The organism is Bdellovibrionales bacterium (genome assembly GCA_041662785.1).
GTDB lineage: Bacteria > Pseudomonadota > Alphaproteobacteria > UBA9219 > UBA9219 > UBA8914.
Genome location: JBAZRW010000019.1, coordinates 1 through 17,880, shown reverse-complemented (window position 1 = coordinate 17,880; position 17,880 = coordinate 1). Strand labels below are relative to the sequence as shown.

Genomic DNA, 17,880 nt, shown 5'->3' with positions numbered 1-17,880 from the left:
TCAAAATACATCGAGGATTGAAGAAGGATCGGCGGAGAAAAATGATCAGCTTTTTGCTCTCAAAATCGTGAATCTACCCACACCTTTTGATCATTATGCCTATTTTTCTTATTCTATAAAGCCACGCGCAAAACTCAAGCGCCTTTTCCTAGGCTTACCGCGTGGCCCAAGTCCTTATATTTCCAAGATCAACGTGAACATGGTTACTAGACGGATAAAAGGAAACGCCGCCGCGTTGCATGGTTTTCGCAATTTCGGCAATCGCCTTGCCATTCACATTCTTGATACGAAAATCGACGGCCCAGCCATGCATATGCAAACTTTCCTTAGCCACCTGCCCATTGGAAGAGCGCAATTTCTCGTTCGTCTCGCTGGCGCGGTAGCCGGACAGAATCTCAAAAACCACCGTCGGCGGCAGCCCTAGGCGCGTGCGAATATCGACCATATAGTCGATGAGTTCAGGGTCAATCTTGCCAACTTTATCGACGTGCCGATCTCGGAACAGCTTGTCAATCGCCCGCATGGCGTCAGGATCATACCCACCGTTTTTGTAATAGGTCAGGTTAAGGCGCTCATGGGCTTGCGGATAAGACAAGATGATAGAGCGCGTCAAAACTTTATCGGGCCGCGTTTTCTCGCCCCCATGCTGCTTGACAAGCTTTCCGGTCATAGGGGAGCCGCCACCCAGACATCCGCTTAACATCAGTGCCATCAACACAAGAAGCCACCTGCGCATCACCCCTTATTCCTTCCGCCACAAGGGGTTGATTTGATAACCACCCTGATCCGATAAAAAAACATCGTCGCCACCGGCTTTCTCACCCATGATTTTACGGCGCAGCCTGTAGATATGGGTCTCAAGCGTATGGGTATCGATCCGCGTGTCATACCCCCAAATTGCCGCGAGAAGCTCGTCACGCAGTGCGGGCGCTGTGGCCTCCCACAAATGATCAAGAAGGACGGCTTCTTTGTCCGTAAGTTTGACAACCTCGGCCGTTGCTTTGTGCGTTAACTGCCGCGCACGCGGCTCAAAACGCCAGTCCCCTATAGACACCGCCCCGTCGGAGGCTTGCTGATATTGCCTTTGATAAAACTGGAGTCTTGAGAGCAAAAACCCAAGCCGCAGGGGTCTGCTAAAGGTCTCGGCGACACCCCACTTCTCAAGGGCCTGCGGCGCTTCACCCAAAACCAACAAGAGGGGCTCCGGCCTTACCGCCGAGAGACGCGCGGCAAAAACCGCAGCCCCTGCCTCCGTCACGGGGGCTTCCTGTGCATCCCATAAAATAAGGGGGGGGAGCGCCTCGCTCCACGCGCCAAGCGCCTCTTCTACCGAGGCGAAAAGGGCATGATGGAAATCATCACCTGCTTGTTTAAGCTGTTCCCCAAGCGCTTGGCAAAGCGGCTGATCGGGAGAGATGAGGCCAATAAAAAACATGGATGGGATTATAGCAGGGACAAAAGAAAAAGAGCAAAAGAGATTTTAACGCCTACTCTTCTTCCTCTTCATCGGGCATAGGCGCGATAAAAACATCCGGCTCGGCTGTCAAGACAGCCTCAGGCGCGGGTGGCTTTGGCTCTAACGTCATAAGCTTGGCCTCAGGAAACGAAAGGAGGACGGCCTGCATCAACGGATTCGCCGCCGCACGTTCATGGCGTCCTTTGACAATCGCCTCGTCTTCCTGCGCCAGCGTCGGCAGACCCTCCTCATCGACAAGGGCAATCATCCAGCGCTGCCCTGTCCACTCGTTCAAACATTGTCCCAAACGACTAACAAGCTGCGCCGAAGCGCCACGTTCAACGCGGATCGTCAGCTGCCCCGCCGCCATGCGGACAAGATGAACATAGCGGCACAATTCGGCATACAGGCCACCTTCACGGTTCGTCGCGAAAAGCTCCGCCACCTCGCGGAACGTCTGCGGCATGGGGTTAACCGCCGCCGCAATGGCCACCGTTTGAGCCATCGGCTCGGACGCCTGAACCGACCGCATGGCGCTTCCGCTTCCTGCGCTTATCGAACCAAAGCGCGAAGCCTTTGAACCCCCGCCCCCACCGGAAGGCGCGGATTCCGCGCCCCCTTCGCCACGCGCCGCTTCGCGCTGCTCGCGCAACTGTTTGATAAGATCGCCCGGAGGCGGCAATTCGGCGGCATAGGCCACGCGGATCAGCGCCATTTCCGCTGCCACGGCGGGCTGCGAGGCGGCTTGCGTCTCGCCGATGCCTTTCAGCAAAATCTGCCACGCACGGGTTAAGGCCGGAATCTTGATGCCCGCCAAATCGGCAAGCAACTGCTTTTCGCCTTCGGGGCCATCATCCATCGCCCCACTGCCCGTCAGGATTTGCGCGCGGGTCAGACGATGAACAAGCTCAGCCATGTCTTGCAAAATCTGCAACGGATCCGTTCCAACCTTGATCATTTGATCATACCCAGCCAGCGCCGCTTCCATCGCGCCAAGAAGAACATGGCGGCACAGATCAAGGCTTGCTCCACGATCCGCGAGCCCCAGCATATTCTTCACTTCTGCCAGAATCACGCTACCGTTGCCCAAAGCAATCGCCTGATCCAGCAGGCTAAGCCCATCACGCACCGAGCCATCGGCAGCATGGGCAATCAACTTGATCGCATCGGGATCGGCGCTCACATCTTCTAAACCCGCAAGGCGGGTAAAGTGCGCGGCAAGCTCGGCGCTTTCAATGCGGCGCAGGTCAAAGCGCTGGCAGCGCGAAAGGACAGTCACGGGAACCTTGCGGATTTCCGTCGTCGCAAAGATAAACTTGGTATGGGGGGGCGGCTCCTCCAGCGTCTTTAAAAGCGCGTTAAACGCGTTTTTCGAAAGCATATGGACTTCGTCAAGGATATAGATTTTGTATTTTCCGGCGACAGGGCCATAGCGCACGCCATCCACAATCTCACGGATATCATCAACGCCGGTGCGCGAGGCCGCATCCAGCTCTTGCACATCCACAAAGCGATCCTCGGTAATCGCGCGGCAGGAATCGCACGCATTGCAAGGCTCAATCGAGCCCGCCGTCGCATCGCGTCCCGTACAGTTCAGCGCCTTGGCGATAATGCGTGCCGTCGTCGTCTTGCCGATCCCGCGCACGCCCGTCAGCATCCACGCTTGCGGCAATCGGCCCGATTGAATGGCATTGGTAAGCGTCCTCACCATCGCCTCTTGCCCGATTAACTCGGCAAAAGTCGCAGGACGATATTTACGCGCCAGCACGCGGTAGGGCGTCGCGCTCGTTGAGGGGGGAGTGTCTGTTTCGCCGAAGAGGGTTGTCACAGGGCTGCCTTTGGAAACGAAAGTGGGAGGCTGGACAATGACCCAGATCGAAACATGGTACGGCTGCTGCCTTTCGGCCCTGACCGGGTTGGCACGGGATCTGCCCATCGCCAACCTCCCGAGGGGGTTATAGCAGATTCGATGAAGGGGAAACGAGAAAAAAGAGGCAAAAAGCCGTTAAAAACTACCGCGCGTTAACCACTTCGGCGACACGCAAAGTCGTCTCCTCACGCAGGGAGGTTGTCGGCCACCGCCCTTCCGCCATTTGTTTGAGGGAAGAGAGCGATTTTCCCAAACGGGCGCGGTAAGCCCAATAATGGGGCAAAACGCGAGCGACATAGTTGCGCGTTTCACGCACAGGCATGCTTTCAAGGAACAGGAGGGGATCGGCTCCATCTCGGCTTGAGGCCAAGTTGATCGCCTTGGCCGGCCCGCCATTATAGGCCGCCAAAAGAAGGATCAAATTATTTCCTATCTGGGGCATGGCCGCCAGATGCTGCACGTACTTTTGACCAAGCTCTATGTTATAGGCGGGGTCAAAGAGCTTGTCTTGGTGAGCGATTGCACGAACGTCCTCCTCATTGTCCGCCATGACACTGGCGGTCGCCGGCATGATTTGCATCAAGCCCTGCGCTCCCCTCGCGCTCATCGCCATTGGATCAAACAAGGACTCATGTCGGGCCAAAGCAAACATCAAGGCGCGATCCACTTGATAGCCCTCCTTGGGCTGCCACGGCAAAAGCGGATAAAGAGCCAAATCAAATCCATTTTCACGCGATAAGTGGGCTAGTTTCAGCGCCAGCGCGGGCATCGGCACATAACGGGCCAACGCCATCATGGCTTGTTGCTTATCCGGATCGTTTTGCGGGTTCAAGCGACGAAGTTCACCCTCGGCGAGGGCAAGCTGCCCCACTTGCACAAGGGCAAGGGCACGCCAGCCCGCCTGATACTTCAGTAAAATAGAACGGGCGGTTGCATCCCAAACGGAGGGAGCCTCATCCTTGCTTAAAATCGCCACAGGGCTGCGCCCCAAAAGCTGCCCTGCCAAAAGGCCATAGAAACTGCGCGGCACGCGGGCGGCTTCTTCAAGATGGCGGCGCGCTTCTGTCCCACTTCCTTGCGCTTTTTCGGCGCGATAGGCCCAAAAATGCGCCGCTGCACGATTTCCTTCATTAAGGGCAGGATGCTCGGCCAAGCGCGAGAACATCATCCGCGCCATCGGCGCATCGTTCTTTTCCCATGCAATCAAGCCCCTGATCCAAAGACCAAGCGGCTGATTGGCTCCAGCCGCCGCGCCCGTCAAGGCCATCGCTTGGTCACGTTCGCCCACCCTGAAAAACGCAGCGCCAATAACAGCCTGCGCGTCATGGGCAAAAGTACCCTCCAATTTCTTTTGGTTTTGCGCCTCAAGCAGCAGATTACGCGCCGCCCAAGGATCCCCTTTGCGGAGCGTGCGCTGGATCGCACGCGCCAAACTATTGGTTTGAGAATTAGCCGCCGTGTTTTTGACCATCAAGTCAGGCGCAAAATTCGCCGCACCGTCGATCTCGCCCTCGTCGCTCCACGCATCCGTCGACTGAGGGCGCGTCAAAGAAGTCATGCCGTCCTTTTTGGCCTTAGCATAAAAATCATCCGCCTGAGGCAGCGTCGCATAAGCCTGCAGCCAAGCCGCCAGTTCCAGCCCGCTCGCGCCGCGCTTTTCAAAGCGATCGGCAAGCACCGCGCCCATAAGACGTTGATCCGTGATTTTCTTGGCCAGCTCGTCGGCAGCTTTCCACGCGCCGCGCCCTTGGGCCGCGAAAACGAGGCGATAAAGCGCAGCCTCTTTTTCGCAGAGAGCCCCCATGGCCTTATCAAGGCGCGCCGCTTTTTCAGCCGCAAGCAACTCTTCTTTGGAAGGGGCAGCGACAATCGCCCTTGTCTTCTGTGAAGACAAAGTACTCGCAACACTGTTATGAGTAGTTGTGGTCAGGCCTATACTTAAAAAAGCAACAAGGGCTAGTTGTGCGCTGGTTGCAAGACCCCGACCTAAAGTTTTTGGTATCATCATACGAGCGCCGTACTAGCGGCTTATTGAACGGCGGACAAGCTTTATCTATTGCTTTCGCCTTAATGATTGTTAATTCATGACGATTCAATTAGATAGTGTCGTTAATTTCTTGCTTCAAACGCAATAAATCAACCCACGCCTGCCTTTTTGCCGCTGGCTGGCGAAGTAAATAGGTGGGATGATAAAACGGCAAACAGCGGATTTCCTCTCGCACAGGATCGCCAAGACAAGGGCTGTAGCTCGTCCATTGCCCCCGCTTTTTGGAAAAAGTATCTTTGGTTCTCAAAAGAGTCTTGGTCGCCAACTGCCCCATCACGATAAGGAGCTTGGGCTGAACAAGAGCGATATGTCTCTCCGTAAAAGGCAGACAGGCCTCAACCTCAACTTCGCTGGGAGAACGATTACCAGGAGGCCTCCAAAAAACAAGGTTGGTCAGATAGACAGACTCGCGGTCAAGACCTATGGATGCCAGCATCTTGTCCAAAAGGTGGCCACTTTCGCCGACAAAAGGCAGTCCTTGGCGATCCTCGTCCTCGGCAGGCACATCGCCCACGATCATGATCTTGGCTTTAGGATTTCCCGCCGCAAAAACAAGATTCATAGCGGTCGCCTTAAGGCCACAGCCCTCAAAACAAGCCAAAGAGTCCCTAAGCTGCTCCAGCGTGGTCGCCGCCAAAGGCTCTGCCGGTGGGCGGGCAAGCGCTGGCGCTGCGGCAAGTGGCTTGGAAGGCTGGGAAACAAAGGCCAGCGGAGCCAAAGGGGGCGCAGCAGCGGCGGGGACAGGCGCAACAGATGGAACGCTCGCGGTACGGCCTTTCCATTGTTCGAATCCGGCATCGTTACAGATCGCTTCATCAGCGCCTGCCTCAACCTGCCAAACCAAAGCCTCTATCGTCGATAAAACTTGCTCCATAACAACCGTTTTGAAGGGAAAAAAGGAAAATCGCAAGGGTTCTCTGCACCCATGCCCACACACCGAAAAGACTCCCTTTTCTAGGTCTTTTGCAGTATAGTCCTAGGTGGAAGGTTTCTGCGTGGCGCGACAGCATCAAAATCCCCGGGGCCCTAATGATACACCTCCGGGAGCCGTCTCTGACTAAGGCCGTGGCTTTAGATATATGGCACCCACCTGCAAACTGCAGGCCACGGAGGATTGCATGACACCGGCCAAGGCGGGGCCTTCCTCCTTTCTAGAATTTATGGATTGTTTTGCGCTCGTCCGCGCCCTATTTTCATTGGGAAACGTGACTCGCCTTCATAAAGGTCTGACAAAATGCCCCGCGACTTTATAAAAATGCACGGCCTTGGCAACGACTTCGTGATTATCGATGGTCGCGCCGACGGTTTTTTGCCCGACACCACCTTTTGCCTGCGCGTGGCCGACCGCCATCGCGGCATCGGCTATGACCAGCTGATCATCCTTGCCCCCCCCCAAGACCCAACCGCTGACCTTTATATGCATATGTATAACGCCGATGGCTCTATCGCGGGCGCATGCGGGAACGCGACGCGCTGCGTCGCACGGCTTTTATTCAAAGAAAACGGCCGCGCCACAGGCGTGATCCAAACCATCGCAGGGCTGCTTAAAGTCTGGCAGGAAGCCGAAGACCTGATTGCCGTTGATTTCGGCCCACCGCGCCTGTTGCCGCGCGAGATTCCCTTGGCTGACGACGTCGACACGCTCAATGTTCCTATGGCAGGGCACGACGTTCCGCCCGCCTGTTGCGTCAGCATGGGCAACCCCCATGCTGTCTTTTTTGTGCCCGACGTTTTGGCGGTTCCTTTGGCGACCATCGGCCCCAAACTAGAGCATCACCCCCTGTTTCCCGAACGCTGCAATATCGAGTTTGCACAGGTTTTAGGCTCCCAAACCATTCGCATGCGGGTGTGGGAGCGCGGTACAGGCATCACCGAAGCTTGTGGTTCTGGCGCTTGCGCGACACTTGTCGCGGCAGCAAGGCGCGGCTTGACCGAGCGCAAAGCCGAGGTTCGGCTAGACGGCGGCTCTCTCACGATTGAATGGCGCGAGGCCGACGGGCATGTTATTCTGCTCGGGCCAACGGCGCTTAGCTTTCAAGGCACTCTTTTTCTATAAACACCCGCGACACGCCCTTTAAAAATGGAAAAAACGTCATGACCCTGTCCTCTTTTCTCGCTTTTCTCAAAGAGCTTCCCCAGACGTTCTATTCCTCTGATTTTTATCAGCGGCTAATGACGGCGCGTAAAGGCTTTGGCCTTGGCTTTATTTTGGTGGCGACCCTTATCAGTGTCCTTCAACTTAGTCTTATCTACTTGCCCTCCATGCGCCCCTTGCTTGAAGAGTCCGCCGCACTTTTTCAAGAGCTCCCCGAAGTCACGCTTGACGGCGGCCTTTTAACGGTCAAAGGCGAAACCCCGCAAACCTTTACCCTTTTGGCAAAGGAAGAAGGTGGGCCCGTTAAAGTCATGCTCGACCTGAACGCCGATATGACGGACGAAACTGCCCTACAAAAGAAAATGGCGGACGAGAAAATCCTTTTTATTGCGGGGAAGGATCATTTTGCCATTTATAACGCCGACCAGAAGACCTTAAAAATAAGCCCCTTCGACCCGACACAAAAGGTCACCATGACCCATGAAAACTGGATCAGCTTTGGTGAAAACTTAAAGGCGCTCTTTTTGCCCTTTTCCTCCCTTACGCTGGCGGGCCTTGTTTTCATGACCCATCTTTTTACGGCCTTTTTGGGGGCTATTCTTATCCTGATTGTTGCCCCTCTCTTCAAAATAAGGCCTGCCTTGCCGGATGCTATGCGCCTTTCTGCCGCGGCGAAGATCCCCGTGGCCGTCATTTTTGTGATCGCGACGCCCTATCCGCCCCTGCAAGCCGCTCTTTGGTTCGGATTCGTCGCTTTTGGCCTTTTGGCTGCACGGCGAGGCCCAAAAATAACGCAAGGATAACTTTTACCTTTGATAAAAATGTTCTATGCTTCTTTTTCCGCTAACATCTTACGTTGTATCATCTTATGGCTTCCAAAAGACAACCACCCCGCCCTTCCGTTCGCGCCTCGCAGCTGCGTGCTCCCCAAGGGGGCAGCACGCAGCCTGACGGAGGATTAACCCCCTCAACAATGCCCTCCCCCATAAGCCGCCCCATCGTAGGCGAAGGGCAAAGGATTGGGGATATTCTTCGGCGCGTTCGTGAACATCGCGACGAAGATATTGAGTCAATCTCGGATTATTTACGCATTCGCCCGTCCTATCTCGTTGCCCTTGAAAACAGCCAGTACGAGGCCTTGCCTGCCGATGCCTATGTCATCGGCTTCCTGCGCACCTATGCCCTCTATCTTGGGCTTGATGGACGCGGTGCAATCGACCAGTACCGCCGCGAGATGGTGGGACGCCGCCGTAAGCCGCAACTTTCCATGCCGCAACCCATGTCTGAGGGCCAAGTACCAACGATTGCCCTGATGATTGGCGCGGCACTGGCCGCTCTGCTTGTCTATGGTCTTTGGTATGGCCTTTCAACGCCTGACAAAGCCATTGTGGAGCAGCCGCTTCCGCTGCCTAAAACAACGCAAGAAATATCGCCGCAAGAAACAACAGCCCCCCCACAAGAACCCAGTGCCGCTGTGCCTTTGCAAGGGATTACCCCCATTGTGATCCAGCCCAATGAGCCGAAGGCTGGGGAAAAGCCAACAGCACCAGAAGATAAAGACAAGCCTAAAACCAAAAACAGCGTATCGCCCCCTCAGGTGCAACCCGTTTCTACCGTCACGACGCCCCCGTCTAAAAAAGGCGAGGGCGATAAAAAGGACACCACGCCCGTTAAGCCCACACAAACCGAACCTACCCCGCCACCAGCGGCTACGCCCGTCACACCCGAGGTGAAAACCGAGGCTACAGGCAAAGCGCCGCTAACCCTCCGCGCTGACAAGGAAAGCTGGGTTCTGATCACCGACAGCAAAGGCGTAACCATCTTTGACCGCACGATGAAAGCGGGTGAGACCTATACCGTTCCGGCGGGCAAAGGCCTAAGCCTTACGACTGGCAACGCGGATGGCATCGTCTTTTCGGCGGGTGGTTCTGATCTGCCCAAACTTCACACCACGGGGCGCGTCGTACGCGCTATTCCTTTGGACGCGGACAAGCTTAAGGCCCGTTTGACAAAATCGGAAACAACGACAGAAAATCAGGAATAAACAAGGAAAGCCCCTATGGATCAGCTAAACGACATCAACGCCCATCGCCCATGGAAAAAAATTGCACGTCGTAAGTCACGCCAAATTATGGTTGGCAATGTGCCCGTGGGTGGCGATGCCCCCATCACCGTCCAGTCCATGACCAACACGCTGACATCAGATGCCAAAGCAACGATTGAGCAGATCAAGCGCATGGAGGCCGTGGGCGTGGACATCGTGCGCTGCTCTTGCCCTGATGAAGAATCCACCGCCGCGCTGAAAGAAATCGTCAAAGCCGTTTCCGTTCCCGTCGTGGCCGACATTCATTTCCACTACAAGCGCGGGATCGAAGCCGCCGAGGCAGGTGCCGCGTGCCTTCGTATCAATCCGGGCAACATCGGCTCTGCCGACCGCGTCGCCGAAATCGTCCGCGCCGCCAAGGATCACAACTGCTCGATCCGCATCGGCGTGAACGCAGGCTCTCTTGAACAAGAGCTTCTTGAAAAATACGGAGAACCTTGCCCCGAGGCCATGGTCGAAAGCGCGATGGCGCACGCCCGCATTCTTGAAGATCACGACTTCTTCAACTTCAAAATCAGCGTCAAGGCCTCGGACGTATTTCTGGCCGTCGCGGCCTATCGCGGCCTCGCCGCCGCGTGCGATTATCCCTTGCACGTTGGCGTAACCGAAGCGGGCGGCCTTCGTACCGGCACCGTCAAAAGCTCCATCGGCATGGGTCTTTTGTTGGCCGAAGGCATTGGCGACACAATCCGCGTCTCGCTTTCCGCCGAGCCAGAAGAGGAAGTGCGCGTCGGTTATGAAATTCTTAAATCGATGGGTCTGCGCTCGCGCGGCATCACCATCGTGTCCTGCCCCACCTGCGCCCGCCGCCGCTATGACGTGATTAAAACCGTTCAACTTCTTGAAGAACGCCTTGCCCACATCACAACGCCGCTTACGGTGTCCGTTATCGGCTGCGTCGTCAACGGGCCGGGCGAGGCCATGCACACGGACATCGGCATCACGGGCGGCGGTAACAACACGCACCAGATTTATATCAAAGGTGTCGCCGATCATCGGTTAAAAGACGGCGACATTGTCGAGCATTTGGCCGAGCTTGTCGAGGCGCGCGTGGCGGAGATCGAAGCGGAAAAGAAGTAACCTATATTTTCTTTGGCAACACGGCGATCCCGTTTCGACCCGCCGCCTCGCGCAGAGCCTTATCAAGGCTTGCTAACGGCAGCCTTTTGCGCATCGCCAAGTCAAGATAAACGGCATCATAGACGGTGAGATTCTCGCGCTGTGCAAGGGGCATAATTTCGTCCCAAGCGCGAAGAGCCATCCCTTCTTCTACAATGATCGGCATAGCCCCAAGCATGGTGCGGTTCGCTTGTGCCTGCTCCTCCGTAAGGCGTTTGCGTTTTACCGCTTGAAGAAGGACATTCGCCGTTTCAATCGGCCAAAGCTCAGGAACAAAAACGCCGCCCATACTTGCTCTTGCCATCAACGCGTCTGTCTCCGCTGTCGCCTCGGCTTCAATCACCCACGCGATTGCAACAGAACAGTCTAAAACAAACCCACTCACCGCCGCCCCTCATCACGCAGTTCTTTCCACGAAATGCCGCCAAGGCTTGTCCCTTTACGATTTTCTTTCAGCCCCGCGATAACCTCAGCCGCCGACATTTTCTTTGTCTCTGCTGCCGCGTCGGGAACAAGGCGTGCAACGATCTTGCCGCGCCGCGAGATGGCGATCTCTTCCCCCGCCGCGACACGATCCAAAAGCGCGGCAAGATGAGTTTTAGCTTCAAACGATCCTACAGTAATCATGCCGCTCTCCCCTTGGTATTTTGATGATCAAACTAGTTTATCAAACTAGTTGGTTAATAGCAAGCCAAAAACTTATTTTCCTTGATTTTCAAACCACCAAAAGCCACTTATGACGGCATGTCTCTCATCCAAACCTATGACCGCGTGCTATCACGGCAAGATGAGCTGCGCGAACTTCTCAGCGCGGCCTCCATGCCTGCTGATCAATTCACGAAGCTGTCCAAAGAATATGGCGACCTGTCCCCCGTGGCGGACGCCATTATCGCGCTGCGCAAGGCCGAGGGCGAGCTGGCTGAAGCCCAAAGCCTTTTGGCCGATCCCGATTTTCGTGCCGAGGCGCAGAAAGAAATCGACACCCTGCGGGACGCGATCCCCGCTTTAGAAAAACAGGTGCAGCGCCTCTTGCTCCCCAAAGATATTGCCGACGAACGCAATGCTATTTTGGAAGTTCGTGCTGGCACAGGCGGCGATGAGGCCGCTTTGTTTGCCGCCCTTTTGTTTGAGATGTATCGTCGCTATGCCGGCCTTCACGGCTGGCGGTTTGAAGTCATGGACTTGGCCGAAAACGATCTGGGCGGCCTGAAAGACGGCACGGCCCTGATCACGGGGCGGGGCGTTTTTGCCCGCCTGAAGTTCGAGTCTGGCGTGCATCGCGTGCAGCGTGTGCCTCAAACGGAAAGCCAAGGCCGCGTTCATACCTCCGCCGCGACCGTCGCCGTCCTGCCCGAAATGGAAGAAGTCGACGTCAAGATTGAGGACAAAGATTTACGCATCGACACCTATCGCTCATCGGGTGCAGGCGGTCAGCACGTCAATAAAACCGACAGCGCGGTGCGCCTTACGCACTTGCCAACGGGCATTGTTGTGGCGATGCAGGATGAACGCTCACAGATCAAGAACCGCGCCAAGGCGATGAAAGTCTTACGCTCGCGCATCTATGAAAAGCACCGCGCCGAGCGCGACAGCGCCTATGCCGCCGTCCGTAAGGAGCAGGTGGGTTCGGGCGATAGGTCAGAGCGCATCCGCACCTATAACTTCCCGCAAGGCCGCGTCAGCGATCACCGCATCGACGTGACTCTTTATAAGATTGACGATGTCGTCGCGGGAACAGCGCTAGATGAAATCATCGACCCCCTGATCCAACGCGACGAAGCCGAAAAACTCGCCGCGCTCGCCGATGCGAACGGGTGAATTAAGGTGCTTACAAAAACAAGAAGTAACACGTCATCGCGAGGGGGCACAGCCCCCGTGGCGATCCATCTCCTGCAATCTCTACAAGCGTCCCCTATGGAAACGGCAAGAGATGGATTGCCGCGTCGCCTCGCTTTACGCTCGGCTCCTCGCAATGACGGACAAAACATAATGGATTACGCTCTAACAAAAGCTTCTGCGTGATGAAACTTTTTGCCCTAATCCTTTCCACACAAGAACGCCTTGCCACCACGGATATCGACAATCCCGTTCTTGATGCGCGGCTGCTAATCGCCCATGCTCTAGGCTGCGACCGCGCCGCGCTCTTGATGCAAGGCGAACGTGTTTTGGGCGACGATGAAATTAAAAATATCGACGCCTTGATCTCTCGTCGTGCGTCTCGCGAGCCTGTCCACCGCATCCTTGGCTGCCGCGAGTTTTGGGGGCTTCCCTTTGGCCTCAATGAGGCGACGCTGGAGCCTCGCCCCGACAGCGAAACGCTGATTGAGGTGGCTTTATCGTCATTCCGGCGAAAGCCGGAATCCAGCGCCGCGCGTCTGCGCGGCACAAGACTCTTCTGCACCGCAGACGCGGTGCAGCTGGATCCCGCTTTTCAGCGGGATGACGAAAGAGTGAAGTCTCTCCGTCTTCTTGACCTTGGCACGGGAACGGGCTGTCTTCTTCTTTCGCTGCTTCATGAATGGCCAACCGCGACAGGCGTTGGCATCGACAAAGCGCCACGCGCCGCCCAGCAGGCCGCGCTTAACGCGCAGCGCCTTGGGCTGGACGACCGCGCCGTTTTCCGCATCGGTGATTGGCTAGACGGCGTTGAGGAAAAGTTCGACCTTATCCTTTGCAATCCGCCGTATATACCCTCACACGACATGGACGGCCTGCAACCCGAAGTGCGCCTTCACGATCCCGCCGCCGCGCTGGATGGCGGCACGGACGGTCTTGATCCCTATCGCCATTTGATTCCGTTGTTACCGCAATTTCTGAACGCGAACGGCGTCGTTCTTTTTGAAGTCGGCATCGGGCAGGCGCAAGACGTCGCCACGATGATGGAAAAGGCCTCTTTCAAAAACGTCACGATCACCAATGACCTAGGCGACATCCCGCGTTGCGTGAGCGGCTCCGCCAGCTAAGGCGCAGGTGCAGCAGAAACGCCCGATTCCAAAATCGAAAATGCCTTGCGCTCGCAATCAATCTCAGCCTCAGCCCCATAAGGCAACACCATTTGAGGCGCACTATGTCCAAAATCCAGCTGCGTCATAATTGGGAGATCGGCAAGGCCGCATTCATCACGCACAACCTTTTGTAGCGCGACATCGTATTGGGTCATCAGCGCAGGATCGGGATCGACCATAGGCCGTCCCAACAGAATACCGTTCACGCAATTCAATATCCCCATCGCAGCAAAACACCGCACCATGCGCGTAAATTGATTGAGCGTAGGGTTTTCCTCGGACGTTTCCAAAAACAGAATCGCACCCTCCCATTGTTGCGGCACAGGCCAAACCGCCGTCCCGCGCAGCCAATCCAGAACCTCAATGCACCCGCCAATCAGCGGTCCTCGAACAACGCCACTGCCCTGCAAGACCTGATAGCCAAGGGGCTTATGTCTTTTACGCTTAATCTTGGCATTTTCCGGCACTTGCCAAGGCAGCATCTCACCCGTCCATTCGTCAGATGGCGCGATCTCGCCTAATGGCTCTGACGTAAACAACGTGCGCCGCACAGAGTCGAGCATATAAGGAAACGCCTCAACATTCTCATCCATGTCCGCCAAAATTGAGGGGCCGTAAAAAGAGGACAGCCCAGCCTTCAAACACATAAAATGCGTCACTGTTGTGTCGGACATCCCCATAAAGATTTTTGGATGCCGCGCAATCACATTCAAATCAACATACGGCAACAGGCGGATCGAATCCTCCCCGCCAATAATACTAAAGATGGCTTTGACCTGCGGATCGGCAAAAGCCTCCATCAAATCATCGGCGCGAGCCTTGGGGTTCGCGGCAATCCACGCAGCCTCGCGCAACGCATGGCGCGTTAACACAACCTGCACACCAAAGTTTTCTTCAAGCCTTTTTTTGCCCAGCGCATAACGGTCGGGAAACGTCGCCGCACCGCCCCACGACAGCGTGATCGCCGCCACCTTGTCGCCCGCTTGAAGTTTCGTTGGTTTGATCAGCTTCATCGTTGATCCTTTTGTTCTTCAATCGCCCCTTGAAAAGGGCGCAAATCTATCCCGCCTAGCTGTTTAAGGAGAATGGTTGTGTTTTCCTCCTGCCGTACGCTGTCCACATGATAATTCGTGTCGAACGCTTGATCCAAGGAAAACGCCCTGTCTTCTGGGCGGCCGATAATGACAATCCCCTCTGCCGCCGCAAAGGCGTCAAGATCACTCAAAAACGCCTTGTTTTCCTCAACGTTAAAAATGGGTTCCAACGTGTTGGGATACGCCAAAACGAACGAAGCGCCGACTTTCGCAAGCTCGCGCTTAAACCACAAAATGTTTTCTTTGGCTTCCGCACTAAGAGAAAAAACGCGAGCGGGTCGAGCCGCCAATAACGCATGAGCCTTTTTATCAAGGCCGGCACGCTGATTAGCCGTTTGGTCGCCATACTTTGTCAGGGATTCTGGCCGACACCCCGCTCCCTCCACCGGATCGGGACGGGTTCTATTCCTGACAAAAGCAATCCATTCCGAAGCGGTAATGCTGGCGATAAGCTTAAACTGCTCAGGCGGGGATAATTTCCCAAAAAAGGCCGGATCATTGGCCAAAATCTGCAGGGACAAAGCGCCTTCGTATCGCTCTGGCTCATAAAACTCGTATTCAAACGGCAACACAAAAAGATCGCCCTTTTTCGCCACAGAAAGCCCGTAATAAAGGGTGTATTTCAGCCCAAGCCCTGCATGCATGCCCAAATTGACAGCGCGCAGATCCGCCCGCTCACGCATAGAGCGCGCAGAAAACCCATAAAGAGCATTTGATCCCGATAAGATAATAATCTGCGGCTTGGCCTCTTCTCGTGCCACGGCCAGTTTGACCTTAAGGCAATCCCCAACCCATCGGGCGGGGCCCACTTTTTCAGTAGGAAGCCCCAAGGCAAGGGCAAGAAGTAAAAGAGGCGTTACAAAGAATCCTGCGCCAAGGCCGATAAAAAAACGTTTCATGATTAAAACCTAAAATAGAGGAATTGGGCGGGCGCACCACTTGCCATATGAAGAAGGCACAAGAAAAACAAACCACCAATAAGCACGCCCTGGCCAACGCCAAAGGAAACTTTATTTTCCTGAACAGAAACCTTGTTCAAATTCTTCGCCCCCCAACAAATCGCGCCCGCAAGCAGCAGCAAGATAAAAGAGGTGCTGTCTCCCTGTGTTTGCGCCCCTTGCCAAATGCCTGAATAATCAACAAGGGCAGCTCCCTTCAAAAAGGAAACCTTATCTTTAAAAAATTCAGGAAGGGACAAGCCGTTAAGCCCCAGCATGCCCTTATAAACCACGATGGCTTGAGAAAGCGTTTCTGCCCGAAACAAAACCCACGCCAGACAAACGCACACAAACGTCACAAGCCAAGAAAGCCCCTTGGCAACAACATGCCTGCGTCCGTCCCTTTTCGCCACCTTCTGCCAAGCATGATTGATGGCCAGCAGGAGGCCATGAAAGCCGCCCCAGAGAATAAATGTCCACCCCGCCCCGTGCCACAACCCGCCAAGAAGCATGGTGATAAAAAGGTTGATGTAGCGTCTGACCGCGCCATACCGATTGCCACCCAGCGGAATGTAAAGGTAATCGCGCAAGAAGGTTGAAAGCGAAATATGCCACCGCCGCCAAAAATCAATAATGCTGGTCGCCTTATAAGGTGAATTAAAATTTACCGGAAGCTTGATTCCGAAAAACAAAGACAGCCCAATCGCCATGTCCGAATAACCGGAAAAATCGAAATAGATTTGAAAAGCATAAAAGATCGTGCCAAGCCAGCTTAGAAAAAAGGTTGGCAGAACCAATTTTTGATCAAAAAGGGCATTGGCATAAACGGACATCGGATCAGCAATCAACAGCTTCTTCGATAATCCAAAAACAAAGATAACAACGCCCCGTGCGATCCACTCCATCCTCGGCTTGTAAATATCGGCCTTGGCAAACTGCGGCATCATTTGTGCGTGATGCAAAATCGGCCCCGCAATAAGGTGGGGGAAATAGGTCACAAAAAGCAAATAGTGATCTAGCCTTCGCTCGATCACTTTCCCCTGCCAGCAATCCACAAGAAAGGCAATTTGCGTAAAGGTATAAAAAGAAATGCCAATGGGAAGCTCGACCGCAACTGCGCCCGCATAAGCACTACCCTCCAGGCCGGTTAGTCCGAGGAACGCGCCAAGAAAAAAGGCTCCATATTTATAAAAACCCAGAACAAGCAAATGCACAAAGATGGAAACAAAAAGGAGGAGCTTTTTTCTTGGCCGTCCAAGGGATGGGGAGGTTAGCCCCGCGCTGACCACAAAAGAGAAAAGGATGGACGCCAACAAAAGCGGCACATAGCGAGGACTCCACCACCCATAAAAAAAGAGAGAAGACAAGCCCAGCCACACCCCCGCGGCTGTCTGGCTCTTGCGTGCGATGAGAAAAAAGCCAAGAAAGACAACGGGGAAAAACCCAAAAAGGAACGGAAAGGAATTAAAGAGCATAAAAGATTTATCTCCACCTTCACTTGTTAAGAAGGGCAAGGATGCGTGGCGATCAGACTATGGAAAATAAAATCTATTTCAACAAAAAAGGGCGCGTTTTCATAAAAACACCGCCCCACTTAACTGACGAGCTTATTTTTTAAAGAAATATAGAACCCTTCACCCTGCGATCCGGGCCGCACAGGAAAAAGCGGAGCAGAGACATTTTCAAATCCGGCGGCAAGCGAAAGAAGCTCGATCTGCTGAGAAAGCTTTTCTAGGAAAAACATGTGCATTTTTCCCTTCTGGCCATAGAAAAAAGGAACTTCTTTCTCAATCAAAAAGTCCTTTAAACTTTCAACACAAAATCTATCAATATGCGCATTAGCATTTTCAACAAAACTGATATATTCTTCAGGCTTGATAGCATAATCACCAAACAAAGCCAGATTGCAGCGAAGTCCATCAACAACATCGGGGCATCCAATCCAAATGCCTTTTTCTTCCCCCTTATTGACAATCCCGAACTTAACTTTTGAAAACCCCAAAGCAACAGCTTTTTGCTGAAATTGCGGCATAATGATCAAAAAGGTGTGGGTAGATTTCGTATAAGTTTATGATAGATTTGAGGAAAAGGGAGTTTTTGAAGGTGTCACAACAAAAACTGTCCGAAGTGTGGATGTTTTTCGATCTATCGA

The 17,880-nt window shown here is 54.3% G+C and carries 17 protein-coding genes and 2 other RNA genes; 7 read left to right on the top strand and 12 right to left on the bottom strand.

Annotated features, from left to right (window positions below; translation table 11 throughout):
• Nucleotides 1–154: 154 nt before the first annotated feature.
• The 6 genes from WC612_08685 to WC612_08660 form a co-directional block, all read right to left on the bottom strand.
• Nucleotides 155–736, bottom strand: a complete 582-nt coding sequence (locus tag WC612_08685; protein ID MFA6280839.1) for a DUF882 domain-containing protein — start codon at nt 734–736, stop codon at nt 155–157.
• 6 nt (nt 737–742) lie between these two features.
• The gene (locus WC612_08680; protein ID MFA6280838.1) at nt 743–1,435 is read right to left on the bottom strand and encodes a winged helix-turn-helix domain-containing protein; all 693 of its coding nucleotides are present in this window, start codon (nt 1,433–1,435) and stop codon (nt 743–745) included.
• Nucleotides 1,436–1,487: 52 nt separating this feature from the next.
• Nucleotides 1,488–3,284 (bottom strand): DNA polymerase III subunit gamma/tau, encoded by a 1,797-nt coding sequence (locus tag WC612_08675; protein ID MFA6280837.1) that lies wholly within the window; start codon nt 3,282–3,284, stop codon nt 1,488–1,490.
• A gap of 21 nt (nt 3,285–3,305) precedes the next feature.
• Nucleotides 3,306–3,404: signal recognition particle sRNA small type (gene ffs / locus WC612_08670), an RNA gene on the bottom strand.
• Nucleotides 3,405–3,468: 64 nt separating this feature from the next.
• Nucleotides 3,469–5,220 carry a lytic transglycosylase domain-containing protein gene (locus WC612_08665; GenBank protein ID MFA6280836.1) on the bottom strand — a complete coding sequence of 584 codons (1,752 nt, stop codon included), beginning with the start codon at nt 5,218–5,220 and terminating at the stop codon, nt 3,469–3,471.
• Nucleotides 5,221–5,422: 202 nt separating this feature from the next.
• On the bottom strand, nt 5,423–6,247 hold the full coding sequence (locus tag WC612_08660) for a uracil-DNA glycosylase (GenBank protein MFA6280835.1): 825 nt from the start codon (nt 6,245–6,247) through the stop codon (nt 5,423–5,425).
• A 111-nt stretch (nt 6,248–6,358) separates the two neighbouring features.
• Between WC612_08660 and ssrS the strand changes: the two genes are divergently transcribed.
• From ssrS to ispG, 5 genes are all read left to right on the top strand, one after another.
• A non-coding RNA gene (gene ssrS, locus WC612_08655) (6S RNA) lies at nt 6,359–6,517 on the top strand.
• Between the two features lie 90 nt (nt 6,518–6,607).
• The gene (gene dapF / locus WC612_08650; GenBank protein ID MFA6280834.1) at nt 6,608–7,429 is read left to right on the top strand and encodes a diaminopimelate epimerase; all 822 of its coding nucleotides are present in this window, start codon (nt 6,608–6,610) and stop codon (nt 7,427–7,429) included.
• A gap of 38 nt (nt 7,430–7,467) precedes the next feature.
• The gene (locus WC612_08645) at nt 7,468–8,271 is read left to right on the top strand and encodes a DUF1189 family protein (GenBank protein ID MFA6280833.1); all 804 of its coding nucleotides are present in this window, start codon (nt 7,468–7,470) and stop codon (nt 8,269–8,271) included.
• A 170-nt stretch (nt 8,272–8,441) separates the two neighbouring features.
• Complete coding sequence (locus WC612_08640) at nt 8,442–9,512, top strand: RodZ domain-containing protein (protein ID MFA6280832.1); 1,071 nt, start codon at nt 8,442–8,444, stop codon at nt 9,510–9,512.
• 15 nt (nt 9,513–9,527) lie between these two features.
• On the top strand, nt 9,528–10,652 hold the full coding sequence (gene ispG, locus WC612_08635; protein MFA6280831.1) for a flavodoxin-dependent (E)-4-hydroxy-3-methylbut-2-enyl-diphosphate synthase: 1,125 nt from the start codon (nt 9,528–9,530) through the stop codon (nt 10,650–10,652).
• Nucleotide 10,653: 1 nt separating this feature from the next.
• Here ispG and WC612_08630 read toward each other — a convergent pair whose 3' ends face one another.
• Together WC612_08630 and WC612_08625 are read right to left on the bottom strand one after the other, a co-directional pair.
• Nucleotides 10,654–11,076, bottom strand: a complete 423-nt coding sequence (locus WC612_08630) for a type II toxin-antitoxin system VapC family toxin (protein MFA6280830.1) — start codon at nt 11,074–11,076, stop codon at nt 10,654–10,656.
• Nucleotides 11,073–11,318: a type II toxin-antitoxin system prevent-host-death family antitoxin gene (locus WC612_08625; protein MFA6280829.1), complete on the bottom strand. Its 246-nt coding sequence runs from the start codon at nt 11,316–11,318 to the stop codon at nt 11,073–11,075. The genes WC612_08630 and WC612_08625 overlap by 4 nt, the downstream gene beginning before the upstream one ends.
• Nucleotides 11,319–11,435: 117 nt before the next feature.
• On the opposite strand from WC612_08625, the gene prfA reads away from it, so the two are divergent.
• Nucleotides 11,436–12,509 carry a peptide chain release factor 1 gene (gene prfA, locus WC612_08620; protein MFA6280828.1) on the top strand — a complete coding sequence of 358 codons (1,074 nt, stop codon included), beginning with the start codon at nt 11,436–11,438 and terminating at the stop codon, nt 12,507–12,509.
• A gap of 203 nt (nt 12,510–12,712) precedes the next feature.
• The gene (prmC, locus tag WC612_08615) at nt 12,713–13,654 is read left to right on the top strand and encodes a peptide chain release factor N(5)-glutamine methyltransferase (protein ID MFA6280827.1); all 942 of its coding nucleotides are present in this window, start codon (nt 12,713–12,715) and stop codon (nt 13,652–13,654) included.
• Here prmC and WC612_08610 read toward each other — a convergent pair.
• The 4 genes from WC612_08610 to WC612_08595 form a co-directional block, all read right to left on the bottom strand.
• Nucleotides 13,651–14,709 (bottom strand): S66 peptidase family protein, encoded by a 1,059-nt coding sequence (locus tag WC612_08610; protein MFA6280826.1) that lies wholly within the window; start codon nt 14,707–14,709, stop codon nt 13,651–13,653. The two genes, prmC and WC612_08610, sit on opposite strands and share 4 nt — an antisense overlap.
• Nucleotides 14,706–15,689 (bottom strand): hypothetical protein, encoded by a 984-nt coding sequence (locus WC612_08605; GenBank protein MFA6280825.1) that lies wholly within the window; start codon nt 15,687–15,689, stop codon nt 14,706–14,708. The genes WC612_08610 and WC612_08605 overlap by 4 nt, the downstream gene beginning before the upstream one ends.
• A gap of 2 nt (nt 15,690–15,691) precedes the next feature.
• Nucleotides 15,692–17,095, bottom strand: coding sequence for an MBOAT family protein (locus WC612_08600; GenBank protein MFA6280824.1), 1,404 nt, complete (start codon nt 17,093–17,095; stop codon nt 15,692–15,694).
• 227 nt (nt 17,096–17,322) lie between these two features.
• On the bottom strand, nt 17,323–17,760 hold the full coding sequence (locus WC612_08595) for a hypothetical protein (GenBank protein MFA6280823.1): 438 nt from the start codon (nt 17,758–17,760) through the stop codon (nt 17,323–17,325).
• Nucleotides 17,761–17,880 lie beyond the last annotated feature (120 nt).

What these genes read in the sequence shown, in the direction of transcription:
- WC612_08685 (MFA6280839.1), bottom strand. Translation starts at nt 736, where the DNA reads ATGCGCAGGTGGCTTCTTGTGTTGATGGCACTGATGTTAAGCGGATGT.
- WC612_08680 (MFA6280838.1), bottom strand. Translation starts at nt 1,435, where the DNA reads ATGTTTTTTATTGGCCTCATCTCTCCCGATCAGCCGCTTTGCCAAGCG.
- WC612_08660 (MFA6280835.1), bottom strand. Translation starts at nt 6,247, where the DNA reads ATGGAGCAAGTTTTATCGACGATAGAGGCTTTGGTTTGGCAGGTTGAG.
- dapF (MFA6280834.1), top strand. Translation starts at nt 6,608, where the DNA reads ATGCCCCGCGACTTTATAAAAATGCACGGCCTTGGCAACGACTTCGTG.
- WC612_08645 (MFA6280833.1), top strand. Translation starts at nt 7,468, where the DNA reads ATGACCCTGTCCTCTTTTCTCGCTTTTCTCAAAGAGCTTCCCCAGACG.
- WC612_08640 (MFA6280832.1), top strand. Translation starts at nt 8,442, where the DNA reads ATGCCCTCCCCCATAAGCCGCCCCATCGTAGGCGAAGGGCAAAGGATT.
- ispG (MFA6280831.1), top strand. Translation starts at nt 9,528, where the DNA reads ATGGATCAGCTAAACGACATCAACGCCCATCGCCCATGGAAAAAAATT.
- WC612_08625 (MFA6280829.1), bottom strand. Translation starts at nt 11,318, where the DNA reads ATGATTACTGTAGGATCGTTTGAAGCTAAAACTCATCTTGCCGCGCTT.
- prfA (MFA6280828.1), top strand. Translation starts at nt 11,436, where the DNA reads ATGTCTCTCATCCAAACCTATGACCGCGTGCTATCACGGCAAGATGAG.
- prmC (MFA6280827.1), top strand. Translation starts at nt 12,713, where the DNA reads ATGAAACTTTTTGCCCTAATCCTTTCCACACAAGAACGCCTTGCCACC.
- WC612_08610 (MFA6280826.1), bottom strand. Translation starts at nt 14,709, where the DNA reads ATGAAGCTGATCAAACCAACGAAACTTCAAGCGGGCGACAAGGTGGCG.
- WC612_08605 (MFA6280825.1), bottom strand. Translation starts at nt 15,689, where the DNA reads ATGAAACGTTTTTTTATCGGCCTTGGCGCAGGATTCTTTGTAACGCCT.
- WC612_08595 (MFA6280823.1), bottom strand. Translation starts at nt 17,760, where the DNA reads ATGCCGCAATTTCAGCAAAAAGCTGTTGCTTTGGGGTTTTCAAAAGTT.